Genomic DNA, 18,844 nt, shown 5'->3' with positions numbered 1-18,844 from the left:
TGAAATAATAAGCAGGCTTATAATGAGCGGCCTTAGACAGGGAGATCAGATATGTCCAGGGAAGATGCCGTTACTGAAATGAGTTTTGAACTACACAGTGCAGCACGGCTGCTGCGGCGAAACTTTGACCGCAGAGCCAAGGACCACGGGCTGAGTGGATCCCGCTGGCAGGTGCTTTGGCATCTACTGCGTGAGGAGGGCCTCAAGCAGGCAGAGTTGGCCGAACGCCTGGACCTAGCGCCGATCAGTCTGGCGCGCCAGCTGGATAACCTCCAGCAGGAGGGGCTGGTGGAGCGGAGGCCCGATCCCGAGGACCGGCGCTGTTTCCGTATTTATCTGACGGAGCAGGCAATGCCGGCCCTTGAGTTGCTGGGCGGCGTAGCCCAGCAGACCCGCAGTGAGGCACTTGCGGGCTTTTCCGCCGCAGAGGTGGATCAATTGCAGTCGCTGCTATTGCGGTTGCGCAAGAATTTGACACGTGAAGAGATTGAATGTGACTGAAAAGCTGTCCATTAAGCTAGACCGCGCCGGACAACGAGAGTTCGCACTCTCCTTTTTCCTGGTACTGGCCGTCCTGATAGGTGGATGGAACCTGTTGCGCGGTAGCGATATTGTCGAGACAGAGAACGCTTACGTGAAAGCGGACAAGATTTCCCTGGCGCCCGAGGTTAGTGGTGTTGTCACTCAGGTGCTGGTGAGTGCCAACCAGGTCGTGGAGAAAGGGCAATTATTGATTCAGATCGACCGCACGGCCTTCGAACTGGCGGTGACTGAGGCGGAGGCGCGCCTGGCCCAGGTGCGCAACGAATTGCTCGCTCGTCGTTCGGAATATGCTGAAGCAGATGCTGCGTTGCAGCAGGCACGCAAAGATGCGGACTTTTACCGCCGCCAATTGGAGCGCAATGAAAAACTGAGCAAGGTGGCGTTTTCCGAGGCGGAGCTGGACAGCGCCCGCCAGCAGCTGGAGCGGGCCCGTGCACAGATCACCATTAATGCTGAGAAGCTCTCCAGCTTGCGCGCTGAACTGGGAGGTGATCCCAGTATTGCCCTGGAAGAGCAGGCAGATTTAAAAGTGGCTCAAGCGCAACTGGATACCGCCCGCTACCAGTTATCGCGCACACGCATTATTGCTCCTGTGGATGGCACTATTGCCAATACCGTACCCAAGGTGGGGGAGATGGCCACTCTGGGCATTAACCTGCTGCAAATGATTGGCTCCACTGGCCTTTGGGTGGAGGCCAACCTGAAAGAGACTGAGCTGGGTCGCGTGCGCACGGGTCAGCAAGCGGAAGTGACCCTGGATGCCTACCCGGATTTTGAGTGGCAGGCTCAGGTGGACAGTATGAGCCCCGCCAGTGGCAGTGAGTTTGCTTCCACACCGCCGCAGAATGCCAGTGGCAAGTGGGAGAAAGTAGTGCAGCGGGTGCCAGTGCGCCTGCGTCTTTACCCTCTCAAGGATTCTCCGCCTCTGCGCGCAGGTATGAGCGCCAAGGTACGAATTGATACCAGTGAAGACGATAAAGTGGTGTCGGCCCGTGCAACGAGCGGTGAAAGCGGCAGGGTGGTGCTTTAACTGGGCTTGAGAGAGAGGTTTCTGGGCCCGAAAGAACTCGGGCCCGAGAGCTGCACCTAGTTGCTTATTGAACTCGGTGCCAAGTTTGGGTGCGGTAGAGGAAGCCCAGGTAGCCGCGCAGCTTAAGGGTGTTGTCATCCTCCAGCCAGACTTTCAGGTCGTAAACCTTGCCTTTAACCGGGTCGAGAATTTCCCCGTCCTCGTATTTTTTTCCTTTCTTTTCCAGCCCGCTGATGACATCCATGCCGACAATGGGCTTACCTTTCAGGTCGCCTGGGCACTTGTCGCAAACGGTGTCGTTAGGCTTCATCAGAAGATCCACTACCTTGCCGTAATACTTCCCATCCTTTTCATAGATGTTGACGATGGACTTTGTCTCTCCGGTCTCGTCATCGATAGTGCGCCAGTTGCCCAGGATATCTGCAGCACTGGCCTGCAGGGCGAACAGCAGGCCAAAGGTGGCCAGAAGCAGGTTTCTAATCATCACTTATTTTCCTATGTAAAGTAGGGTGACCAAGATATTACATCAAGTCACCTACGAGGGCAGTGGGCTAGTCGTCATCAGGTAAAATCTAACAGTCAAAAAGTAGCATTTGGCCACATATCCCTGCCTTTTCTCTCTATTTGTCCCAATTTCGGGACCTTTGTGAGTTATCCAAAGGCACCTTTAAGAGGAACAGCTCAAGGGGATACGCTTGCCGGATTCTGGCGGTGCACTGGCCCAGACTTCTCGCTCCGGGTGCTCGGCGAAAGGGGATTGCAGTAACTGGCGCAGAGTCCGCAAAGGATGATAGTCGCCATCTTCAGCAGCCTCGATGACCTTCTGTGCCAAATAATTGCGCAGAATGTATTTCGGGTTGACTGACAGCATGGCTAGATTGCGCTCCCGGGAGTTATTTGTCTCCCGGGTGAGGCGGCGATCATAGTGCTCCAGCCACTGATCCAGGGCGCTGTGGTGAGAGGGTTTGAGTAACTCGTGTAAAGCGCTGGCCGGACGCTCCCCCCGGTAGTGGGCCAGGGCGCGGAAAAACAGGCTGTAGTCAGCCTCGCCGTGTTGAAGCAACTTCAGCAGTTCCGAGCAGAGGGCCTGGTCGCCATCTTCTTCTTTTTCCAGCCCCAGTTTGGCCCGCATACGTTGCGCATAGGCCTCGCTTACCACCGGCTGGAATTGCTCCAGGCATTCGCGCAGGGCGTCTACACCGACAAAGGCCGACAGTGCATGGGCGAGAGCATTCAGGTTCCACAGTACGACTCCAGGCTGTTGCTCAAAGGCGTAACGGCCGGTGTGGTCGGAGTGATTGCAGATAAAAGTGGGGTCGTAGTCGTCCAGGAAGGCGTAGGGCCCGTAGTCAAAGGTGTCGCCAATAATCGACATGTTATCGGTGTTGAGCACGCCGTGGGCAAAGCCTACGGACTGCCAGGCTGCAACTAGCTCTGCACTGCGCCGGGTGGTAAAGCGCAGCAGTGCTTCAGCTTGGTCTCCCACTGCCATACCCTCTGTACCCGGTATAAAGCGTCGGCAAATAACCCCGATCAACTCCTGCAGGGCCTCCAGTTGTTTGGTGTAAAACAGGTATTCAAAGTGACCGAAACGCACGTGGCTCTCTGCCACTCGGATCAGCATGGCCCCGGTTTCGATTTTCTCACGGGTGACTGGTTCGTCGCTTCCAACAATGCACAGTGCCCGGGTACTGGGGATACCGAGGCCGTAGAGTGCTTCACTGGCGAGGTACTCCCGTATGGTGGAGCGCAATACTGCGCGGCCATCACCAAAGCGGGAGTAGGGCGTTTTTCCTGCACCCTTTAAATGCAGTTCCCAGCGCCGGCCTTCACTCTCGATTTCACCCAATAGCAGTGCTCGCCCATCCCCCAGGTCCGGGTTGTAGACCCCGAACTGGTGACCGGTGTATTTCATCGCAAATGGGCGACTTCCCTTAAACAGGCGGGCGCCGCAGCCCAGCTCGGCCCAGGCGGGGTCAGATTTCTCGTTGGGATCTATTCCCAATAGTTGCAGCACAGAAGGGTTGGTATCGATTACCTTGGGGTGGCGGAAAGGAGTGGGTGCTATGGGGGTGCCAAAGGCTTCCCCCATATCCGCATAGTGGTGTTCGAGAGTGACTTCGCTCAGTTTCATAGCTTTTGATTGTAGGGTGAATATTCGTGTAAAACGCCAGTGTCCAGTGTGGCTCACAGGGGCCCCTGGCTCTTATATCGCCGTTATCTGTAGGGGCCGATTTTGTGAGCGCCAGTGTTGCTCTTCCTGCTCCAACAATTCTGCAATTGCCGGGCTATCCTCCAGCCACTGTTGATCGGCTTCCAGGTGATAGGCGTCTCCCTGGTCATATAGCTTTAAGCCGTCCAGGCTGCGTTCGGTGCGGTCCCGGTGAATAATACATCCGAGGCGCAGGCATAACAGAAGGTCTGGGCTGGGGTGGAAGCCATAGTGCTCCCGTGGCGGTTTGATTCTTCCCCGTTGGTTGTGCACCAGATAGGCCAGGTGCTCCTGTTCACTGTTGGCAAATCCGGCCATATCGGCGTGTTTAACCATATAAGCCCCCAGCTTGCGGAAGCTGCTGTGAGTTAGGGCCAGGCCGGTTTCGTGCAACTGGATAGCCCAGTGCAGTCGCACCTTGCCTTCTGGTGGGTACTGGGGGCGCAACTGCTGCAGGAGCTTGAGTGAGGTGGAACTGACACGTTTAGCCTGGTTGGTATCTACCTGCCAGCGCTCTACCATGGCGGCAATCGTATCTGCACGTCGATCCCCGCCGTGCAGGCGCCCGGCCAAGTCGTGCACAATGCCCTCGCGGATTGCATAGGGGGAGACTTCCATACGCATAATGTCGAGTTCGCAGAATATTGCATGCAGTATCGCCAGGCCGGCAGCGAAGACTGGGCGACGCTCTTCATCCAGGTAGGGTAAATCCAGGTCCGCGATATGTTTGGCGGAGGAAACCCGGTGCGCAAGCTGATCGATATCCCCGCGCTTGATCGCCTTTACTTCGCCATCATTGCAAATCCTGGCAACCGCTTTGATAGTCCCGGAGCAACCGGTAACTTCCGCGCCTTCGGCAATATGCTGCAGCTCCTGCAATTCGGCCCGCGCCGCTCGCCGCGCGCGCTGGAAGTGGTTTACGGTGTTGCGGCTGATCAGACCATCGGCGAAGAAACGTTTACTGTAGGAAACACAGCCTATATCCAGGCTTTCCAGTTGCTGTGGAGTATCACCACCGCGAACCAGCTCCGTGGAGCCACCGCCAATATCAATAATGCAGCGCAAGCGAGGGGGGCCATTGGCGGCGGCGAGAACCCCGGTAAAGATCAGGCGGGCCTCCTCGATACCGCTGATAATTTCCACCGGCACACCGAGTATTGATTCCACTTCTTCCAAAAAGCCATCGGCATTGGCCGCAGCCATACGCAGTGTATTTGTACCCACAACACGCACATGATCGAGGGGCAGTTTATCCATCACTGGTTGAAAGCGCTGCAGAGCGGCCAGGGCCCGTTCGGTTACCGCCGGGTCCAAGTGGTGGTTAATATCCAGCCCCTCGGCCAGGCGCACCATGGCTCTGTCTGTGTGCAGGCGTACCATGCGCTGATCGCGAAATTCCGCCAGGAGCAGATGGAAACTGTTTGAGCCCAAATCTAGGGCGGCATAGCGTTCGTTTGGAGCTTGCATCAATATCCCGTTGAAAGCGCTAATGTATGGAGTCGGACGCTCTATTATTCATTTTTCCACTTTTCGGTCCAATAGTGGGTGCAGTCAATATACAGCGCACCAAAAAGGCGCCACCTATAAAAGTGTTACAAAATTATTAAATATCTTTTATAAATAAAAGATATTTTTTATTTATTTGTGCCAATTTATGGACTGAAACAGTGTGGCAGAAAACTGTGAAGCCATACTAGATCGTTATATTGCTATAGGCGCTTGCTCACAGCCACATTTCAGTGGCATATTTCTTTACTTAATCTTGACCCTCAGCCCCGTGTTAAGGCTGCTTCCAGAATAATCTGGATTATTAAACTGCCGTCAGATACTGGGTGCGTTTTATGGTTTTGCAATGTCTAACGATGTGCCTCTATTTCCCAAAGAGTTGAGCTGGCTTTCATTTAATGAGCGTGTTTTACAGGAGGTGGAAGATGAAAGTGTACCTGTTATTGAGCGCGTACATTTTTTGGGAATCTTCTCTAATAACCTGGATGAGTTTTTCCGTGTGCATGTTGCAGCGGTACGTCGTTTAGCAGCCTTTTCCGTTGGCGGAGAAAAGAAGGAATATTACAGTAATCTATTGCAATCGATTAATAATCGAGTGTTGAGGTTACAGTTGCGCTATGCGAAGGCCTATAACAAAGCTTTAAAGGATCTGGCAAAGCATGATATCCATGTAGTTAGGGAGACTTCGCTTAGCGATAACCAGCGCCAGTTTGTAGAAAGTTACTTTCACCGGGAAGTGCTGCCGGAGTTGGAGCCATTCTTTATCGATGGGCGCAAGCCCATGCCATTAATTAATGAAACCAGTATCTATTTTGCGATAGCACTTGAGTTGGATGATGGTACCGAGCGCTATGTGGCAATGGAGATTCCTACGGATACACTTCCCCGCTTTGTGGAGATTCCTCCACGGGAGGGGAAGCGGGAGAAAGTCTACATCGTTCTCGATAATATTATCCGGGGATGTCTTAAAGAAATATTTCGCCATGTGGTGCCTATCGCTAAAGCCAGCGCCTATACTTTTAAGATCAGTCGCGATGCTGAGTTAGAGTTAAGTGAAGAGGTAACCCAGAATATTCTCGATCGAATGGAGCGCTCTCTAAAAAAGAGAAAACGCGCAGATCCTGTGCGCATGGCATACGATGGCGATATGCCTGAGGCTCTACTGGAGCTGGTGAAGAAGAAACTGAAAATGGGGCGTTATGATACCTATACCCCCGGTGGGCGTTATCACAATTCCAAAGATCTGATGAAATTCCCGGGAGAATCCGCCCGACTTCGCTATAAGCGCCTCACACCATTGCCAGCCTTACCGAAAAATGAAAGTGTATTTTCACAGCTGTGCACAGGGGATCGGCTTTATTATTATCCCTATTATGACTTCCATGCGATTGTCAATTTCCTGGCATCTGCCGCACTAGACCCTCAGGTAAAAGAAATTCGGATTAATCTCTACCGGGTAGCAAAGAACTCCCGTGTAGTTGCGGCTCTGGTAAATGCGGTTCGTAATAACAAAAAAGTGACTGCGGTGGTGGAGTTGCGGGCGCGCTTTGATGAAAAGGCCAATATCCATTGGTCCCATGAGTTGAGCGATGCCGGGGTGAATGTGGTGTATGGCATGTCCAACCTCAAAGTACATTGCAAGTTAATTTCTGTGCTTCGCCGCGAGGATGGCAAAGACCGTTTCTACAGCCATCTTGGCACCGGTAACTTTAATGAGAATACAGCGAAGGTCTATTGCGATTTTAGCTTATTGACCAATAACCAGGAGCTGGGTCGGGACGTTTACAATGTATTTGAGTTTATGCAGGCACCGCGTAAGCGCCCTTCTTTTAAACGTATTATCACTTCACCATTTTTCTATCGGGATGCGATTACTGCGGCGATAGATCGTGAAATTGATGCCGCCCAGGCAGGGAAGGAAGCGGCGCTATTTTTTAAGTGTAATAACCTTGTGGATAGTCAGATTATTGAGCAGCTGTATCGTGCCAGTGCCGCAGGTGTAAAAATTCGTGTTATCGTTCGTGGGATGTGTGCATTGGTTTGTGAAACTCCGGGCGTATCAGACAATATTCGTATTATCAGCTTGGTAGATAAGTACCTGGAGCATGCCCGGGTCTATATTTTTCACAATGGTGGTGATGAGCTGATGTGGTTGTCTTCGGCAGACCTGATGAAACGAAACCTGGATCAGCGAGTTGAAGTCACTTTCCCGCTTATGAATCCGGAGCACCAGGCTACAGTTCGCAAAATTATGGAATTGCAGTGGAGTGATAATCAGAAGGCGCGGCTGATTGATGCCAAGCAAACAAATTCCAAGTTGGCTAATGAGGGACGAAAAGGTTGTCGATCCCAGGATGCCATCTATCGCTTTTTAAAGCAGCGCGAGGCGGAGTAGTATAGATCGCCAATAATGGGCTGCAGACCTTCCTTAGATTAAATGGTGACCCTTCAGTTTGTCTGTGGGGTCACAAATACCATTTGCACTGCTAACATCATTATTCTACCCAGTTTAGGCTTCACTCTTGATAGAGTGCATCTTTTCTCTATTTATTGATCCCGCTACCAAGCTAGAAACTCTACTGTTGGTTTTATAGCCGATATCACAAGGAGTTAATCCAAAAATACGCTGTCACCTTGTTCTATTATTTTATAGTTAGCCAGATTTTAAGCTCTGTACCAGTAGGGCGGATTTGGGGAGGCTGGTATCTGTATTTTGGTGACCAATAGTAGAAGCGTTGGTGAAGTGCTCTATCTATGCTGAATGATATTCCTCTATTTCCCAGCGAATTAAGCTGGCTATCTTTTAATGAGCGAGTACTACAGGAAGCCGAGGATGAAACAGTCCCGGCTATCGAACGGGTACACTTTCTCGGAATTTTCTCCCAGAATATGGATGAGTTTTTCCGCATTAAGGTGGCTGGTGTACGGAGGTTGGCGAGTATTGATTCTGGTGTGGGGCAGAGGGAGCACTTTTCCCAGCTATTGAAAACTATTAACGATCGTATTTTGACACTTGAAAAGCGCTATGCCGAAGCTTATGTCAAAGTGTTATCGGGATTGAAAAAACATAGTATTTATCTTGTTCGAGAAGATAGCTTAAATAGCCATCAGTTGGGATTTGTAAAAAATTATTTCCATAGCCTGGTTTTACCGGAGTTAGAGCCTTTTTTTATCGATGGCAGGTCAGCAATGCCATTGCTGAGTGACAACAATATCTATTTCGCTATCACTTTGAATTTAAAAGGGGAGCCAAGCAGATATGCAGTTATGGAAATCCCCACTGCTATTCTTCCCCGCTTCCTGGAAATTCCATCGCGCCAAGGCAGGAAAGAGAAAGTTTACATCGTTCTGGATAATATTATTCGAGTGTGCCTGGAAGAAGTCTTCCGCAATGTCCTGCCTATTCTTTCTGCCAAGGCATATATGTTCAAGATAAGTCGGGATGCAGATATTGATCTGGGGGAGTACGTCAACCGGGATATTCTCGAACGTGTTGAACGGTCGCTCAAGCAGCGTAAGCGTGCAGAGCCGGTACGTCTTGCTTACGACATGGAAATGCCTAATACACTGTTGGAGCTGATTAAGAAAAAGCTGAAGATGGGGTCCAGGGATAGTTATACCCCTGGTGGGCGTTATCACAACTCCAAAGATCTTATGGGCTTTGCCCCGGACTCCAAAAGTTGTCGGTATAGAAGGCCGGCACCGCTCTTGGCTTTATCCACCAGTAAAAATATTTTTGACCAATTGCAAGACGATGATGGATTGTTCTGTTATCCGTACCATGATTTTTGGGCAATAACAAATTTCCTTGCTTCGGCCTCTATTGACCCGCAGGTAAAAGAGATACGTATTACCTTGTATCGAATGGCGAAAAACTCAAGGGTAATCGCGGCGTTAATTAATGCGGCAAGAAATAATAAAAAAGTAATTGCGGTTGTTGAATTGCGGGCGAGTTTTGATGAAAAAGCCAATATTTATTGGTCCCGTAAATTAATAGAAGCAGGAGTATTGGTTGTTTACGGCGTTCCTGAAATGGAGGTTCATGCGAAGTTAATTTCTGTAGTTCGACGTGAGCAGGGAAAGAATCGTTTTTATACCCAGTTGGGAACAGGGAATTTTAACGAAAGTACTGCCCGTGTCTACTGTGATTTCAGTGTATTGACTAATGATCAGGGAGTTGGGCGCGACATCTATAACTTGTTTGAATTTATGCGATTCCCCAATACAAAACAGGTTTTCAAGCATATAATCGTTTCTCCTTTCTCATTGAGAAGTTCCTTTGAGCAGGCCATAAACCGGGAAATAGAGGCTGCCCTTGCTGGGCGTAAAGCTGGCATATTTTTTAAGTGCAACAGCCTGATAGACAGCAAACTGATTGCCCACCTTTATCGGGCGAGCGCTGCGGGAGTAGAGATTCGATTACTCGTTCGCGGTGAGTGCTCTTTGGTATGCGACACCCCTGGATTATCCGACAATATTAAGGTGATCAGTTTGGTGGATAAGTTTCTGGAGCACGCAAGGATTTATGTGTTTCATAATGGTGGTGATGAACTGATGTGGATGTCCTCTGCGAACCTGAAAAACCGCTGTCTGGATCAACGGATCGAAGTCACTTATCCGGTAACCAATTCTCGACACCTCCGAACCATTAAGAAGATCATGGAATTACAGTGGCATGATAATCAGAAGGCCCGCTTAATTGATGCCGGTCAAACCAATACCAGATTGGCTAATGAGGGGAATAGGGGCTGTCGGGCCCAGGACGCTATTTATCGCTACTTGAAGAAGCATTCCCAGAGGTACTAAAAAGGACAGAAGTAAAGCAGTGTGGGGCTCAAGAGTGTATGGAGCATAGAAGCTTTACAGGCTTAAGTGAGTATATCCACGTTATGTTTCAAATACGGTCTACTCACACTAGTGGCAACTCTTTTCTTTAGTTGGGGCTAAATCCCACCAGTTGTCCATCACTAAATGAAAAGCGATACCCCTGGCCGACCTTCAGTCGCTGGCCGCAGGGGGATTGAATTGTAATACGGGGATATTGCGGGGTGGAAATCCAAGTTGCAAAGTCGCCTCTGGGTCCGCGTCCCAGCAGCTGGTAATAGTCTCCATAGTTACAGAAGGCCGCTGGTGTACACCTCTCACTGCCCCATACATAGCCGATTACATCGAACTGTTGGGGAAGGCCATATGACTCTACGAAGGGTTGGCGTGGGTTTTCAGTAAAAGTAAAGACCTCATCAAAGGACAGGGTTGGAAACCCCCGGGCGGGGGTTGCACAGCTGACCACATGGGGTTTTCCTGTGATTCGTGCGTAAGGTGGTGGGCGTTTTGCTGGAGGGAGCTTGCCGGGGATGGACATCTCGCTGGGGAAATAGCCGCAACCGCTGGTCGTCAGCAGGGTATAAGTTGCGGCAACTAGAGCCCAGCGAAAAATATGCACGGATTATCCGCTCCCTTGGAAAAGTCCTCCTACCAATATAGTCATAGATTGGTCGTCTACTTTTGTTGTGCACGGTTATGGGAGCGGCGCGGGAAACGCCACTTGCGTCGATAGGGGAAAGCACTCTCCACATGTCCGGCGCGAATACGATCTTGTAAGAGTTTCCAGAAGCGATAGTTGTATAAATCGCCGTGCAGCTTTTCGAATGCAGCGCGCGCGGTGGGATTGCCAGAGAAGAACAGGCGGAATTCTTCTGGGAAGACGTCGGCTTCTGCGACGGTATACCAGGGCTTGTCGGCCAGCTCCTGCTCAGAGGTATGAGCTTCGGGAATCTTGCGGAAGTTACATTCCGTCAATGGGCAGAGTTCATCGTAATCGTAGAATACTACCCGCCCGTGACGGGTAACCCCAAAGTTTTTCAGCAACATGTCACCTGGGAAGATATTTGCGGCTGCCAGCTGTTTGATGGCATTGCCATACTCTTCCATGGCCTCCTTGGTTTGCTCTTCATTGGCGTGTTGCAGGTAGAGGTTAAGCGGTTCCATACGCCGCTCTACATACAGGTGTTTGATGATGACCCGCTTCTCATCAATGATCAGTTTTGATGGTGCCACTTCCTGCAGTTCTTTGATCAGCTCTTCACTGAAGCGATTGCGGTAGAAAATAAAGTAAGAATACTCCTGGGTGTCAGCCATACGGCCGACCCGGTCAGAGCGGGATACGAACTTGTACTTTTCTTTTACGATCTTCTCGGTGACAGTTTTCGGCTGGTCGAATTCATCTTTAATGACTTTAAATACCACCGGGTAGGAGGGCAATGTGAATACACTCATCACCATCCCTTTAATGCCCGGTGCAATAACAAACTTGTCGTTACTGACCTTCATATGGGCGAGGATATGGCGGTAGAACTCGGTCTTACCGTGTTTGTGGAAGCCGATAGAGTTGTAAAGCTCAGACTTCTCCTTGAGCGGCATAATAGTGGACAGGAAGCGCACAAAGCGGGAGGGGATTGGCGCATCCACCATAAAGTAGGAACGGGTAAAACTGAAAATGATACTGGCGGAGTCGTTATTGTAGATAAGGGTGTCCACAAAAATACCGCCGCGCCCGTTGTTTAGGCAGGGCAGGATCATGGGGATAACTTCGCCGTTCAGGATAATGCGCCCCACCAGATAGGCTGCTTTGTTACGGTAGAAAACCGACTCCAGCATATCCACCCGCAAGTGTTTCTCGTTGTCCACATTGGCCAGGGGGGCGCTGCGCAGGGATTCGCAGATATGGGCAATGTCGCGCTCCATATTCTCCCAGGGCGTGGAGAAGCTGAAATCCTTGAGAATATCTTCGACCATACACTCGAGGCCGTGGCGGCCGCTGTAACTGATATAGATGCTGTAATCCCGTAGCGGTTTGTCTTCCGGTGCTCGGGACGGCTTGACGAAGATATTGCTGTCGTGAATGTTGGTGTGGTGAAACTGGCTGCAAAACACCGAGTTAAAAAAGGTCTCGGCGATCTCATAATTGCTGTGATTGGCAATCAGCTGTGCATAAGTGGCGCGGGCATCACGCCACAGCTCCAGCTGGCTGGTGTCCTTGCTGGTTACCGAATGGACCAGGTCCACCACTTGGGTGACCTTGGTTTTGTAAAGATCGATCCGGGCTTTATTGGCCTCATGTGCCGCTTGCCAGGAGGCGGTTTCAAAACGGGCCTTGGCGCCCAAAGTGATGTTCTGATAGTCTGCGAAATAGGCGTCAAAACCATTGAGGATGGTTTTAGCGATGCGTCGGGCGGTCGGTGAGTGATTCGTCATGCACTAGACTTTTTTTCTAAGTTACAAGTTACGCTTGCGCCAGCAGTTACCGTAGATAACGGCGTTGGACCCCCTAAGCACACCTCGCTCCGGTCCTGCCCATACTGCCTGGGGCTCTAATTAAGCGGATAGTAGCACGGCACGTCGGAGTCCCAATTGAACGATTGGATCAGTAGCTTTGTCTTTTTCTTTGCTGTGATTGACCCGGTGGGTACTCTGCCAGTGTTTATCGCAGTCACTTCACGACATGCAGAGTGGCAAAAGCGCAGGATAGCCTGGCTGGCAGTACTCGTTGCCACCGGGATCTTGTTGTTCTTTTTGGTCGCAGGGCAATTCTTCCTCGAGGCGATTGGCGTGCCCCTTTCTGCATTTCAGGTAGCTGGAGGCGTCGTCCTGTTCCTGTTTGCCTTAACCATGATATTTGGTGAGAGCAAGCCAGAGCAGGAGATAGAAATCATCCGTGAGGGGCATGAGACAGCGATTTTCCCTCTTGCGGTGCCCTCCATTGCCTCACCCGGAGCCATGCTCGCGGCTGTGGTACTCACAGATAACCATCGATTTGATGTGGTTCATCAGCTGAGTACAGCATCTGCCATGATAGCTGTATTGGCGATAGTGATATTGCTGCTGCTAACTGCCAACTGGATATATCGATTTATTGGTGATGCCGGGGCCAGTATCGTAAGTCGCGTTATGGGGCTGATCCTGGCCTCCGTAGCAACAACCAATGTACTTGTCGGGATTCAGCAGTTCTTTTCAATTTAACTACTGGCATTTGGTTTTGTACTGGTTGAGCTAAGGCTGCGTTTCTTCTAGTGAAGAGAGTATTGGATTGCCGGTTAGTGTTGGAATTGCGCCCAAGCCTGAATTTCTACTTTATTCATTGTGATTTTGGTGACTTCTGAAGCGGTAAAATGATAGAGCTATTGCTGCTGATTTTTGGCGTCTTGATTTGGTATATCAGCACGCTTGCGGCCGGGGGCGGGGCACTGCTCCTTGTTCCAGTGATTAGCTTTATCGTTGGCCCACACCTGGTTGCACCAACGGTAACCATTGCCAAGTGTCTGGCTTCACCCTACCGTGCCCTGATTTTTTGGTCCTATATTGATTGGCGGGTAGTACGCTGGCTTACCCCGGGAAGCTTAGTCGGGGCATTGCTAGGTGCATATTCCTATACACAGATGTCCCCAGAGTGGATACAAATAGTGGTTGGGCTTTTTTTAATGTCCACGATACTTCAGTATCGCTTTGGCCATAGGGAAAGATCTTTTCCCATGTCACTTCCCTATTTTTTACCTTTGGGATTGGTGACCGCTTTTGCTTCCGGTCTTATTGGGGCAATGGGTCCGCTTAAGAACCCTTTCTTGCTGAATTATGGCCTCGAGAAAGAATCCCTGATAGCCACTAAGGCCTTTAATGGGTTGTTAATGCAGCTTGTAAAGCTGGGAACTTATATTACATTCTCGGCTGTATCCCTAGAGTTGGCATTCTATGGTGTGGCGGCTGGGCTTGGGGGGATTATTGGTGTAACCCTCGCGAAAAGGAGATTGAATCAGGTCAGCTTTAAAAAGTTTAGGAAATACACTCTATTGGTAATGTTCTTGTGTGGCTTGGTACTAGTGATAAAAGCGCTTTATGACATGGCTTAGATTTATAGGGATAGTATTTATAATTTATTGCTAAAACTAACCGTTTGGAAAGCAAAGAATTAAAATTCGGTCCCCTAATTACAATACTATCATCATAAGAATTGGGGAGCCTCTGAATAACTCCGTGATACCTCTGGCATGCAGAGCGGTTCACAATCAAGGCGCGGCTTCGCAGGAATGTCTAGACCTTTCAAGAAGTCGCAACGCGGAGTGTGAATCGCTCTGCAAGCCCCGAAGGGCGGGCCTTGAAGGCCACAGCTGCTGCGTTGCCGCTCTTGCAAAGGGCTTACGGCCATTCACGGCGAGTTGCGCCTAACACCTGCAGCCTTCAAGACCCGCAGAGGCATTACGGAGTTATTCAGAGGCTCCTTAGTACAATTTTTATATTCAGTTTATTAATGGCTGCGCTCGAATCCTGCATAGGTGTGATACTGCTGGGGGGCTAGGCCTGCATGGCGTGCCTGAAGATCTTTGGGAAGATCGCCTAAACAGATGACGCGAGTGGGTTCTGCCGTCTTGAGCCAGCGCTCTGAATAATTCTCCCAGGTATCCACATGTTTATGCGCGGCACTTACATCTTTGAAATGCTCGTATACAATAATTTCTCCACTATCAGAAATATAGTACTGATAATTCAGTGTCCCCGTTTCTTGCTGCGAGATTATCTCTACCATTTTATCAACAATTGACTTAAAGGCCTGCTCCTGTCCGCTCTTTATTTTCGCCTCCACAATCCAGCCAACATTATTAAACATAAGTATCTCCAATACGGTTTAAGAGGCTTTGACATAAGTGGTAGAGCAACAATTTTTAGGTCCTGGGAGCATGCTGACTGATAAGCAGCCTGTCGCTAAATACCAGAGGGTGAGTAATTGCTCTATTCAGGAAGAAGATCAAGTGATGGTCCTAGATATTGTAGACGACATCGTGGCGTCTAGTTTGGTAAGGCTAGCTATTTGATAGCTCTCCAGTTGCACTGAACCTCACCGGGCTACTTGTATAAGAAACCTGCTTCAGGAATGACTATTGGTTCATTGTTTGGTCTAAGGGAGGGTTCAATGCTTGGGTTGTGAGATAATCCCAATTGTATTCAGCTGTTCTTTAGAGGCTCCTTAATATCTAAGAGTGGCATATTTTCTATATGTACTGATTGGTAAACAATGATGAGATCCCCGGATCAGCAACAATTTCTAAATTTAGCGTTCTAGAGACAATATTTAAATTTGATGTGGGTAGTCAAATGTAATCGTTAACAGGAATTTTCTCTTTGGCGTATTTAAGATTTTGTATCCTAATTAATACCTGACTTTAAGGCTTAGCCCCAAGGTGTAAGACGGCGTAACAGCCTGTGTACCCTTATTTCAAGCTAAAAGGCATAAAACACATTACTTAAGCGCTTGATAAATGAAAAGTGAAACTGCCAAATAGGGGGGGTAGAAAAAAGTTGTACCTGATAATTTAAAGTCCTTGCTAGTGTGTTTTTTGTACAGGTGCGGACTTGTAGAATTCATACATAGCTATTTTATGTAAGTATGAATTGATGACTTTCTTGTATGGAAGCTATTTCTCTGAAATACAAAAAGCATCATCAATTTACTTTGGAAGTCAGTATCCATTATGACTGATTTGGTCTTTATGAAGACGGAAATTGTTGCGCATCTACATAGTAAGAATGAAAAAAACAATTGGTGAATTTGAACTGTGGACTCAAAAGGGTGGCCCTAAATGGCACTACCGTTTGGTTTGTTGTGCAGTGCTGATGTTTGTCATACTTCTTTCTATGCCCAGCTACCCCCATACGGTCGTGGATGTCACCTCGTTGGAGGGAGGAAGTAAACCGAGTGGCCTAAATGCAATTTGGCATGAACCATCGGGGTTTGGAAACATTGTTGAAGCTGGAAAAGCTTACAAAAATAAACTTTTTCTTCCCCTGGGGACTGCCGGATCTACCGGACTTAAATCCGGAGCCTTCTGGTCTCACTTCATATTAAAAAACTCCAGTAGTGAAACAGTTTATGTCTCAATTGAATATGTGGATAACCAGCTCGATGGGCTGACGGCCTTTTCTAGGATTCAGGGCGGCAGTCAGCCTTACACTGAACTGGCAAGTCTGTCTGCGAACCAGCCTTTTTCCAGTCGAAAAATCAAGCATCATCGTTTTGCGTTCCCACTTAAAATCCCCCCCTTCGCATCAAAGGAAATGATGGTTAAATTTGATGTTGGAGTTTTGGGTGTTGCCTTTCCCAGTATGCGTATTTGGAGACCTGAACAACTTGAAGAGAGGAGTAAGGCTGAGGCCATTTTAACGTCATTTCTTTTTGGTGGTTATTTTTTGATGGCCATTCTTGCGCTGATTGGTGCTATTGCTGCGCGTAAGAATATCCTGTATTTATACTCTTTATATTCTGTAACGAAAATTTGGGTGTGGGGGTCTTTACTGGGATATACCCATCAATATTTGCTCCAAGAGCAATTTGATTGGCGCTATCAATCGATTAGTAGTGCTGTGGCGATTCTGACCGGAATTCTTTTTGCCCGATACTTTCTTGAAACGGAAAAGTACACCCCAAGATTGGATTACTTTTTAAAATTAATTTTACTCAACGGGTTATTCCTGGTTATTTGCGTTGTACTGCAGTGGGAGGCTCTGGGGCACATTTCCATGATGCTCGCTCTGTTTTTCTATCCTGGCGTTGTTGTTGTCGCATTGGTACGTTGGCGACAAGGGGATACTTCTGCGGCCGTTTTTGCTTTAGCCTGGGGCGTTTTGGTGTTGGGGCTTTTGGTACAGGCGATGAGGGATCTCGGTTATGTGGTGCACAATCCAATTAATTATTATTGGCCCCCGGTTGCCTCTTTTGTTGAGATGTTGGCAATAATGATAGCTATTGGATTACTGGTAAAACGTTTACGGCAACAAAAAGAGACTGCAGAAAAAAGGTATCTACTACACCTGGAAGCTTCGAGAACCGAGCTGGAGCAACAGGTAAAACTTCGCACACAGGAATTGGAGTACGCTAAAGCCAAGGCTGAAGAGGAGGCGCGCACAGACCCGCTAACAGGTATTTTTAATCGCCGCTGCTTTTTTGAAGAGGCCAGTAATCTAGTGGCTGTGGCAATTAATAACCAAATGCCATTGTGTGTATTAATGCTGGATATCGACAATTTTAAATCTGTTAATGATATTCATGGCCACTTAATCGGCGATCAGGCACTCTGTGCGACTGCCCGAGTAATTTCCCAACACGTACGGGATGTGGATATCTTCGGGCGTATTGGTGGGGAGGAATTCGCGCTAGTACTCAGCTCCAATGTCGAAGGAGCTATGAAGGTTGCCAATCGTATACACCGGGATATCGCTAAAATCGTGATTAAAAGTGCAGTTGGGCAAGCTCAGTTTACCGCAAGTATTGGCATCGCCCGTCTGCAGGGGCGAGAAGATATCCTGGAGCTAATGCGACGAGCAGACTCTGCGTTGTATCAGGCCAAACGCGCTGGACGTAATCGTATTGTGGAGTGCGCTGAAGCTACGTAAATTAGCGTACGTAGGTAACTGCATTGAGTACTTTTTGACGTATATTCTCCGGAAGGGGCACCAGGCCCAAGCTTCCGGCCTGGCTTTGGGATGCGTTGCTCAACATAAAGACGAGCATTTGCCGCAGTGCTTGTGCTTTTTGGTCATCCTGGTCTGCGTAGAGTAACAGCCAGGAAAAGCTGGTAATGGGATAGGCGGTTTCTCCTTTGGGGTCCCAGATCCAGGCGATTAGGTTGGGAGCTCCACTAATTGGTAATGATGCTTTTGGAAATTCAATCTCTGAAAGAGCCTCTGCTCCGCTCTTGGGGCCTGCGGCAATATAATTTCCCGCGTGGTTTTCCAGTAAAGCCACAGGCAGGTTTACCAGTTGGGCAAACCCGTGTTCGACATAGCCAATGGCCCCGACTTTCTTGCGAACCTTAGCGGCTACGCCTTGATTGCCCGGTGCTCTTTTAAATCTGGGCAACTTTGGCCAACTGGGTGTTCTGTCCAAACCAATTTTTTCGCGGAAATCCTGGCTCACGCTACTCATATGTCCAGAAAAGATATACGAGGTCCCCGAACTTTCAGAGCGGGTGACAACGGTAATCTCATCTCTGGGCAACTTGATATCGGGGTTTGCGGCTGCGATCTTGGGGTCATCCCAGTGGGTTATTTCTCCCAGGAAAATCCCCACATAAGCTTCCCTGGACAGTTTTAGCTTGTCGATCCCGGGAAGGTTAAACACCAGTACGACTTCCCCAGCAGTAACCGGTAGTACCACGCCACCGCCTTTCAGGTTGCGTAACTCATCGATCTCAATAGCGGCATCTGAGGCGGCAAAATCAACTGTATGACCGAGGAAGTCCCTGATGCCGTCACCGCTACTGCTCATCTCGTAGAAAATAAATATATTGTTTTCCCGATGGGTGAACTGCCGAAACCACTCGACATAGATTGGGTAGGGGAAACTGGCGCCGCTGCCCCGGAGATTTACAGGATTTTCTGGTACCTGGGCAGTTCCCGGTGTGGCCGCAAGGATAAAACTGGCGATTGCCAGCACAGCGGTAAGGCGGCGTATAAGGGTTGCACACCTCGATATCATAGGGACCTCGGCTTATAGGCCTCTGACAGCC

At 49.3% G+C, this 18,844-nt stretch carries 14 protein-coding genes; 7 read left to right on the top strand and 7 right to left on the bottom strand.

Translation table 11 applies throughout. From position 1 onward, the window contains the following. Nucleotides 1-51: 51 nt before the first annotated feature. Together ACJJI1_RS05075 and ACJJI1_RS05070 are read left to right on the top strand one after the other, a co-directional pair. Complete coding sequence (locus ACJJI1_RS05075) at nucleotides 52-501, top strand: MarR family winged helix-turn-helix transcriptional regulator (RefSeq protein WP_282931135.1); 450 nt, start codon at nucleotides 52-54, stop codon at nucleotides 499-501. Next, nucleotides 494-1,573, top strand: a complete 1,080-nt coding sequence (locus tag ACJJI1_RS05070; RefSeq protein ID WP_282931136.1) for an HlyD family secretion protein — start codon at nucleotides 494-496, stop codon at nucleotides 1,571-1,573. Before ACJJI1_RS05075 ends, ACJJI1_RS05070 begins: the two co-directional genes overlap by 8 nt. Before the next feature lie 64 nt (nucleotides 1,574-1,637). On the opposite strand, the gene ACJJI1_RS05065 is transcribed toward ACJJI1_RS05070, so the two are convergent. The 3 genes from ACJJI1_RS05065 to ACJJI1_RS05055 form a co-directional block, all read right to left on the bottom strand. After that, nucleotides 1,638-2,057, bottom strand: a complete 420-nt coding sequence (locus tag ACJJI1_RS05065) for a DUF2147 domain-containing protein (RefSeq protein ID WP_108734638.1) — start codon at nucleotides 2,055-2,057, stop codon at nucleotides 1,638-1,640. 183 nt (nucleotides 2,058-2,240) lie between these two features. Next, a complete protein-coding gene (locus ACJJI1_RS05060) occupies nucleotides 2,241-3,764 on the bottom strand; it encodes a protein adenylyltransferase SelO (RefSeq protein WP_444958724.1) in 1,524 nt (507 codons plus the stop codon). A gap of 15 nt (nucleotides 3,765-3,779) precedes the next feature. Beyond that, nucleotides 3,780-5,252, bottom strand: a complete 1,473-nt coding sequence (locus ACJJI1_RS05055; protein WP_444958723.1) for a Ppx/GppA phosphatase family protein — start codon at nucleotides 5,250-5,252, stop codon at nucleotides 3,780-3,782. Nucleotides 5,253-5,637: 385 nt separating this feature from the next. Here ACJJI1_RS05055 and ppk1 (ACJJI1_RS05050) point away from each other — a divergent pair, with 385 nt between their 5' ends. Both ppk1 (ACJJI1_RS05050) and ppk1 (ACJJI1_RS05045) read left to right on the top strand, forming a co-directional pair. Next, entirely contained in the window at nucleotides 5,638-7,686 is a 2,049-nt protein-coding gene (ppk1, locus tag ACJJI1_RS05050) for a polyphosphate kinase 1 (RefSeq protein WP_444958722.1), read from the top strand. 359 nt (nucleotides 7,687-8,045) lie between these two features. Continuing rightward, nucleotides 8,046-10,097, top strand: coding sequence for a polyphosphate kinase 1 (gene ppk1 / locus ACJJI1_RS05045; protein ID WP_444958721.1), 2,052 nt, complete (start codon nucleotides 8,046-8,048; stop codon nucleotides 10,095-10,097). Between the two features lie 127 nt (nucleotides 10,098-10,224). Here ppk1 (ACJJI1_RS05045) and ACJJI1_RS05040 read toward each other — a convergent pair whose 3' ends face one another. Together ACJJI1_RS05040 and aceK are read right to left on the bottom strand one after the other, a co-directional pair. Beyond that, nucleotides 10,225-10,734, bottom strand: a complete 510-nt coding sequence (locus ACJJI1_RS05040; RefSeq protein WP_282931142.1) for a hypothetical protein — start codon at nucleotides 10,732-10,734, stop codon at nucleotides 10,225-10,227. Between the two features lie 56 nt (nucleotides 10,735-10,790). Next, nucleotides 10,791-12,545: a bifunctional isocitrate dehydrogenase kinase/phosphatase gene (gene aceK / locus ACJJI1_RS05035; RefSeq protein ID WP_282931143.1), complete on the bottom strand. Its 1,755-nt coding sequence runs from the start codon at nucleotides 12,543-12,545 to the stop codon at nucleotides 10,791-10,793. Nucleotides 12,546-12,701: 156 nt separating this feature from the next. Here aceK and ACJJI1_RS05030 point away from each other — a divergent pair, with 156 nt between their 5' ends. Together ACJJI1_RS05030 and ACJJI1_RS05025 are read left to right on the top strand one after the other, a co-directional pair. Further along, on the top strand, nucleotides 12,702-13,310 hold the full coding sequence (locus ACJJI1_RS05030; RefSeq protein WP_282931144.1) for a MarC family protein: 609 nt from the start codon (nucleotides 12,702-12,704) through the stop codon (nucleotides 13,308-13,310). 149 nt (nucleotides 13,311-13,459) lie between these two features. Then, a complete protein-coding gene (locus ACJJI1_RS05025; RefSeq protein WP_444892098.1) occupies nucleotides 13,460-14,194 on the top strand; it encodes a sulfite exporter TauE/SafE family protein in 735 nt (244 codons plus the stop codon). Nucleotides 14,195-14,589: 395 nt separating this feature from the next. Here ACJJI1_RS05025 and ACJJI1_RS05020 read toward each other — a convergent pair whose 3' ends face one another. After that, nucleotides 14,590-14,949, bottom strand: coding sequence for a putative quinol monooxygenase (locus ACJJI1_RS05020; RefSeq protein WP_444958720.1), 360 nt, complete (start codon nucleotides 14,947-14,949; stop codon nucleotides 14,590-14,592). Nucleotides 14,950-15,866: 917 nt separating this feature from the next. On the opposite strand from ACJJI1_RS05020, the gene ACJJI1_RS05015 reads away from it, so the two are divergent. Beyond that, nucleotides 15,867-17,729 carry a sensor domain-containing diguanylate cyclase gene (locus ACJJI1_RS05015; protein ID WP_444958719.1) on the top strand — a complete coding sequence of 621 codons (1,863 nt, stop codon included), beginning with the start codon at nucleotides 15,867-15,869 and terminating at the stop codon, nucleotides 17,727-17,729. A gap of 1 nt (nucleotide 17,730) precedes the next feature. Here the strand turns inward: ACJJI1_RS05015 and pstS are convergent, their stop codons facing one another. Further along, on the bottom strand, nucleotides 17,731-18,813 hold the full coding sequence (pstS, locus tag ACJJI1_RS05010; protein ID WP_444896010.1) for a phosphate ABC transporter substrate-binding protein PstS: 1,083 nt from the start codon (nucleotides 18,811-18,813) through the stop codon (nucleotides 17,731-17,733). Between the last annotated feature and the right edge of the window lie 31 nt (nucleotides 18,814-18,844).

Source organism: Microbulbifer maximicatervae (SeqCode) (assembly GCF_052467065.1).
Note: the sequence above shows the minus strand (reverse complement) of the source record. Positions and strands in the feature narration are given on the sequence as shown.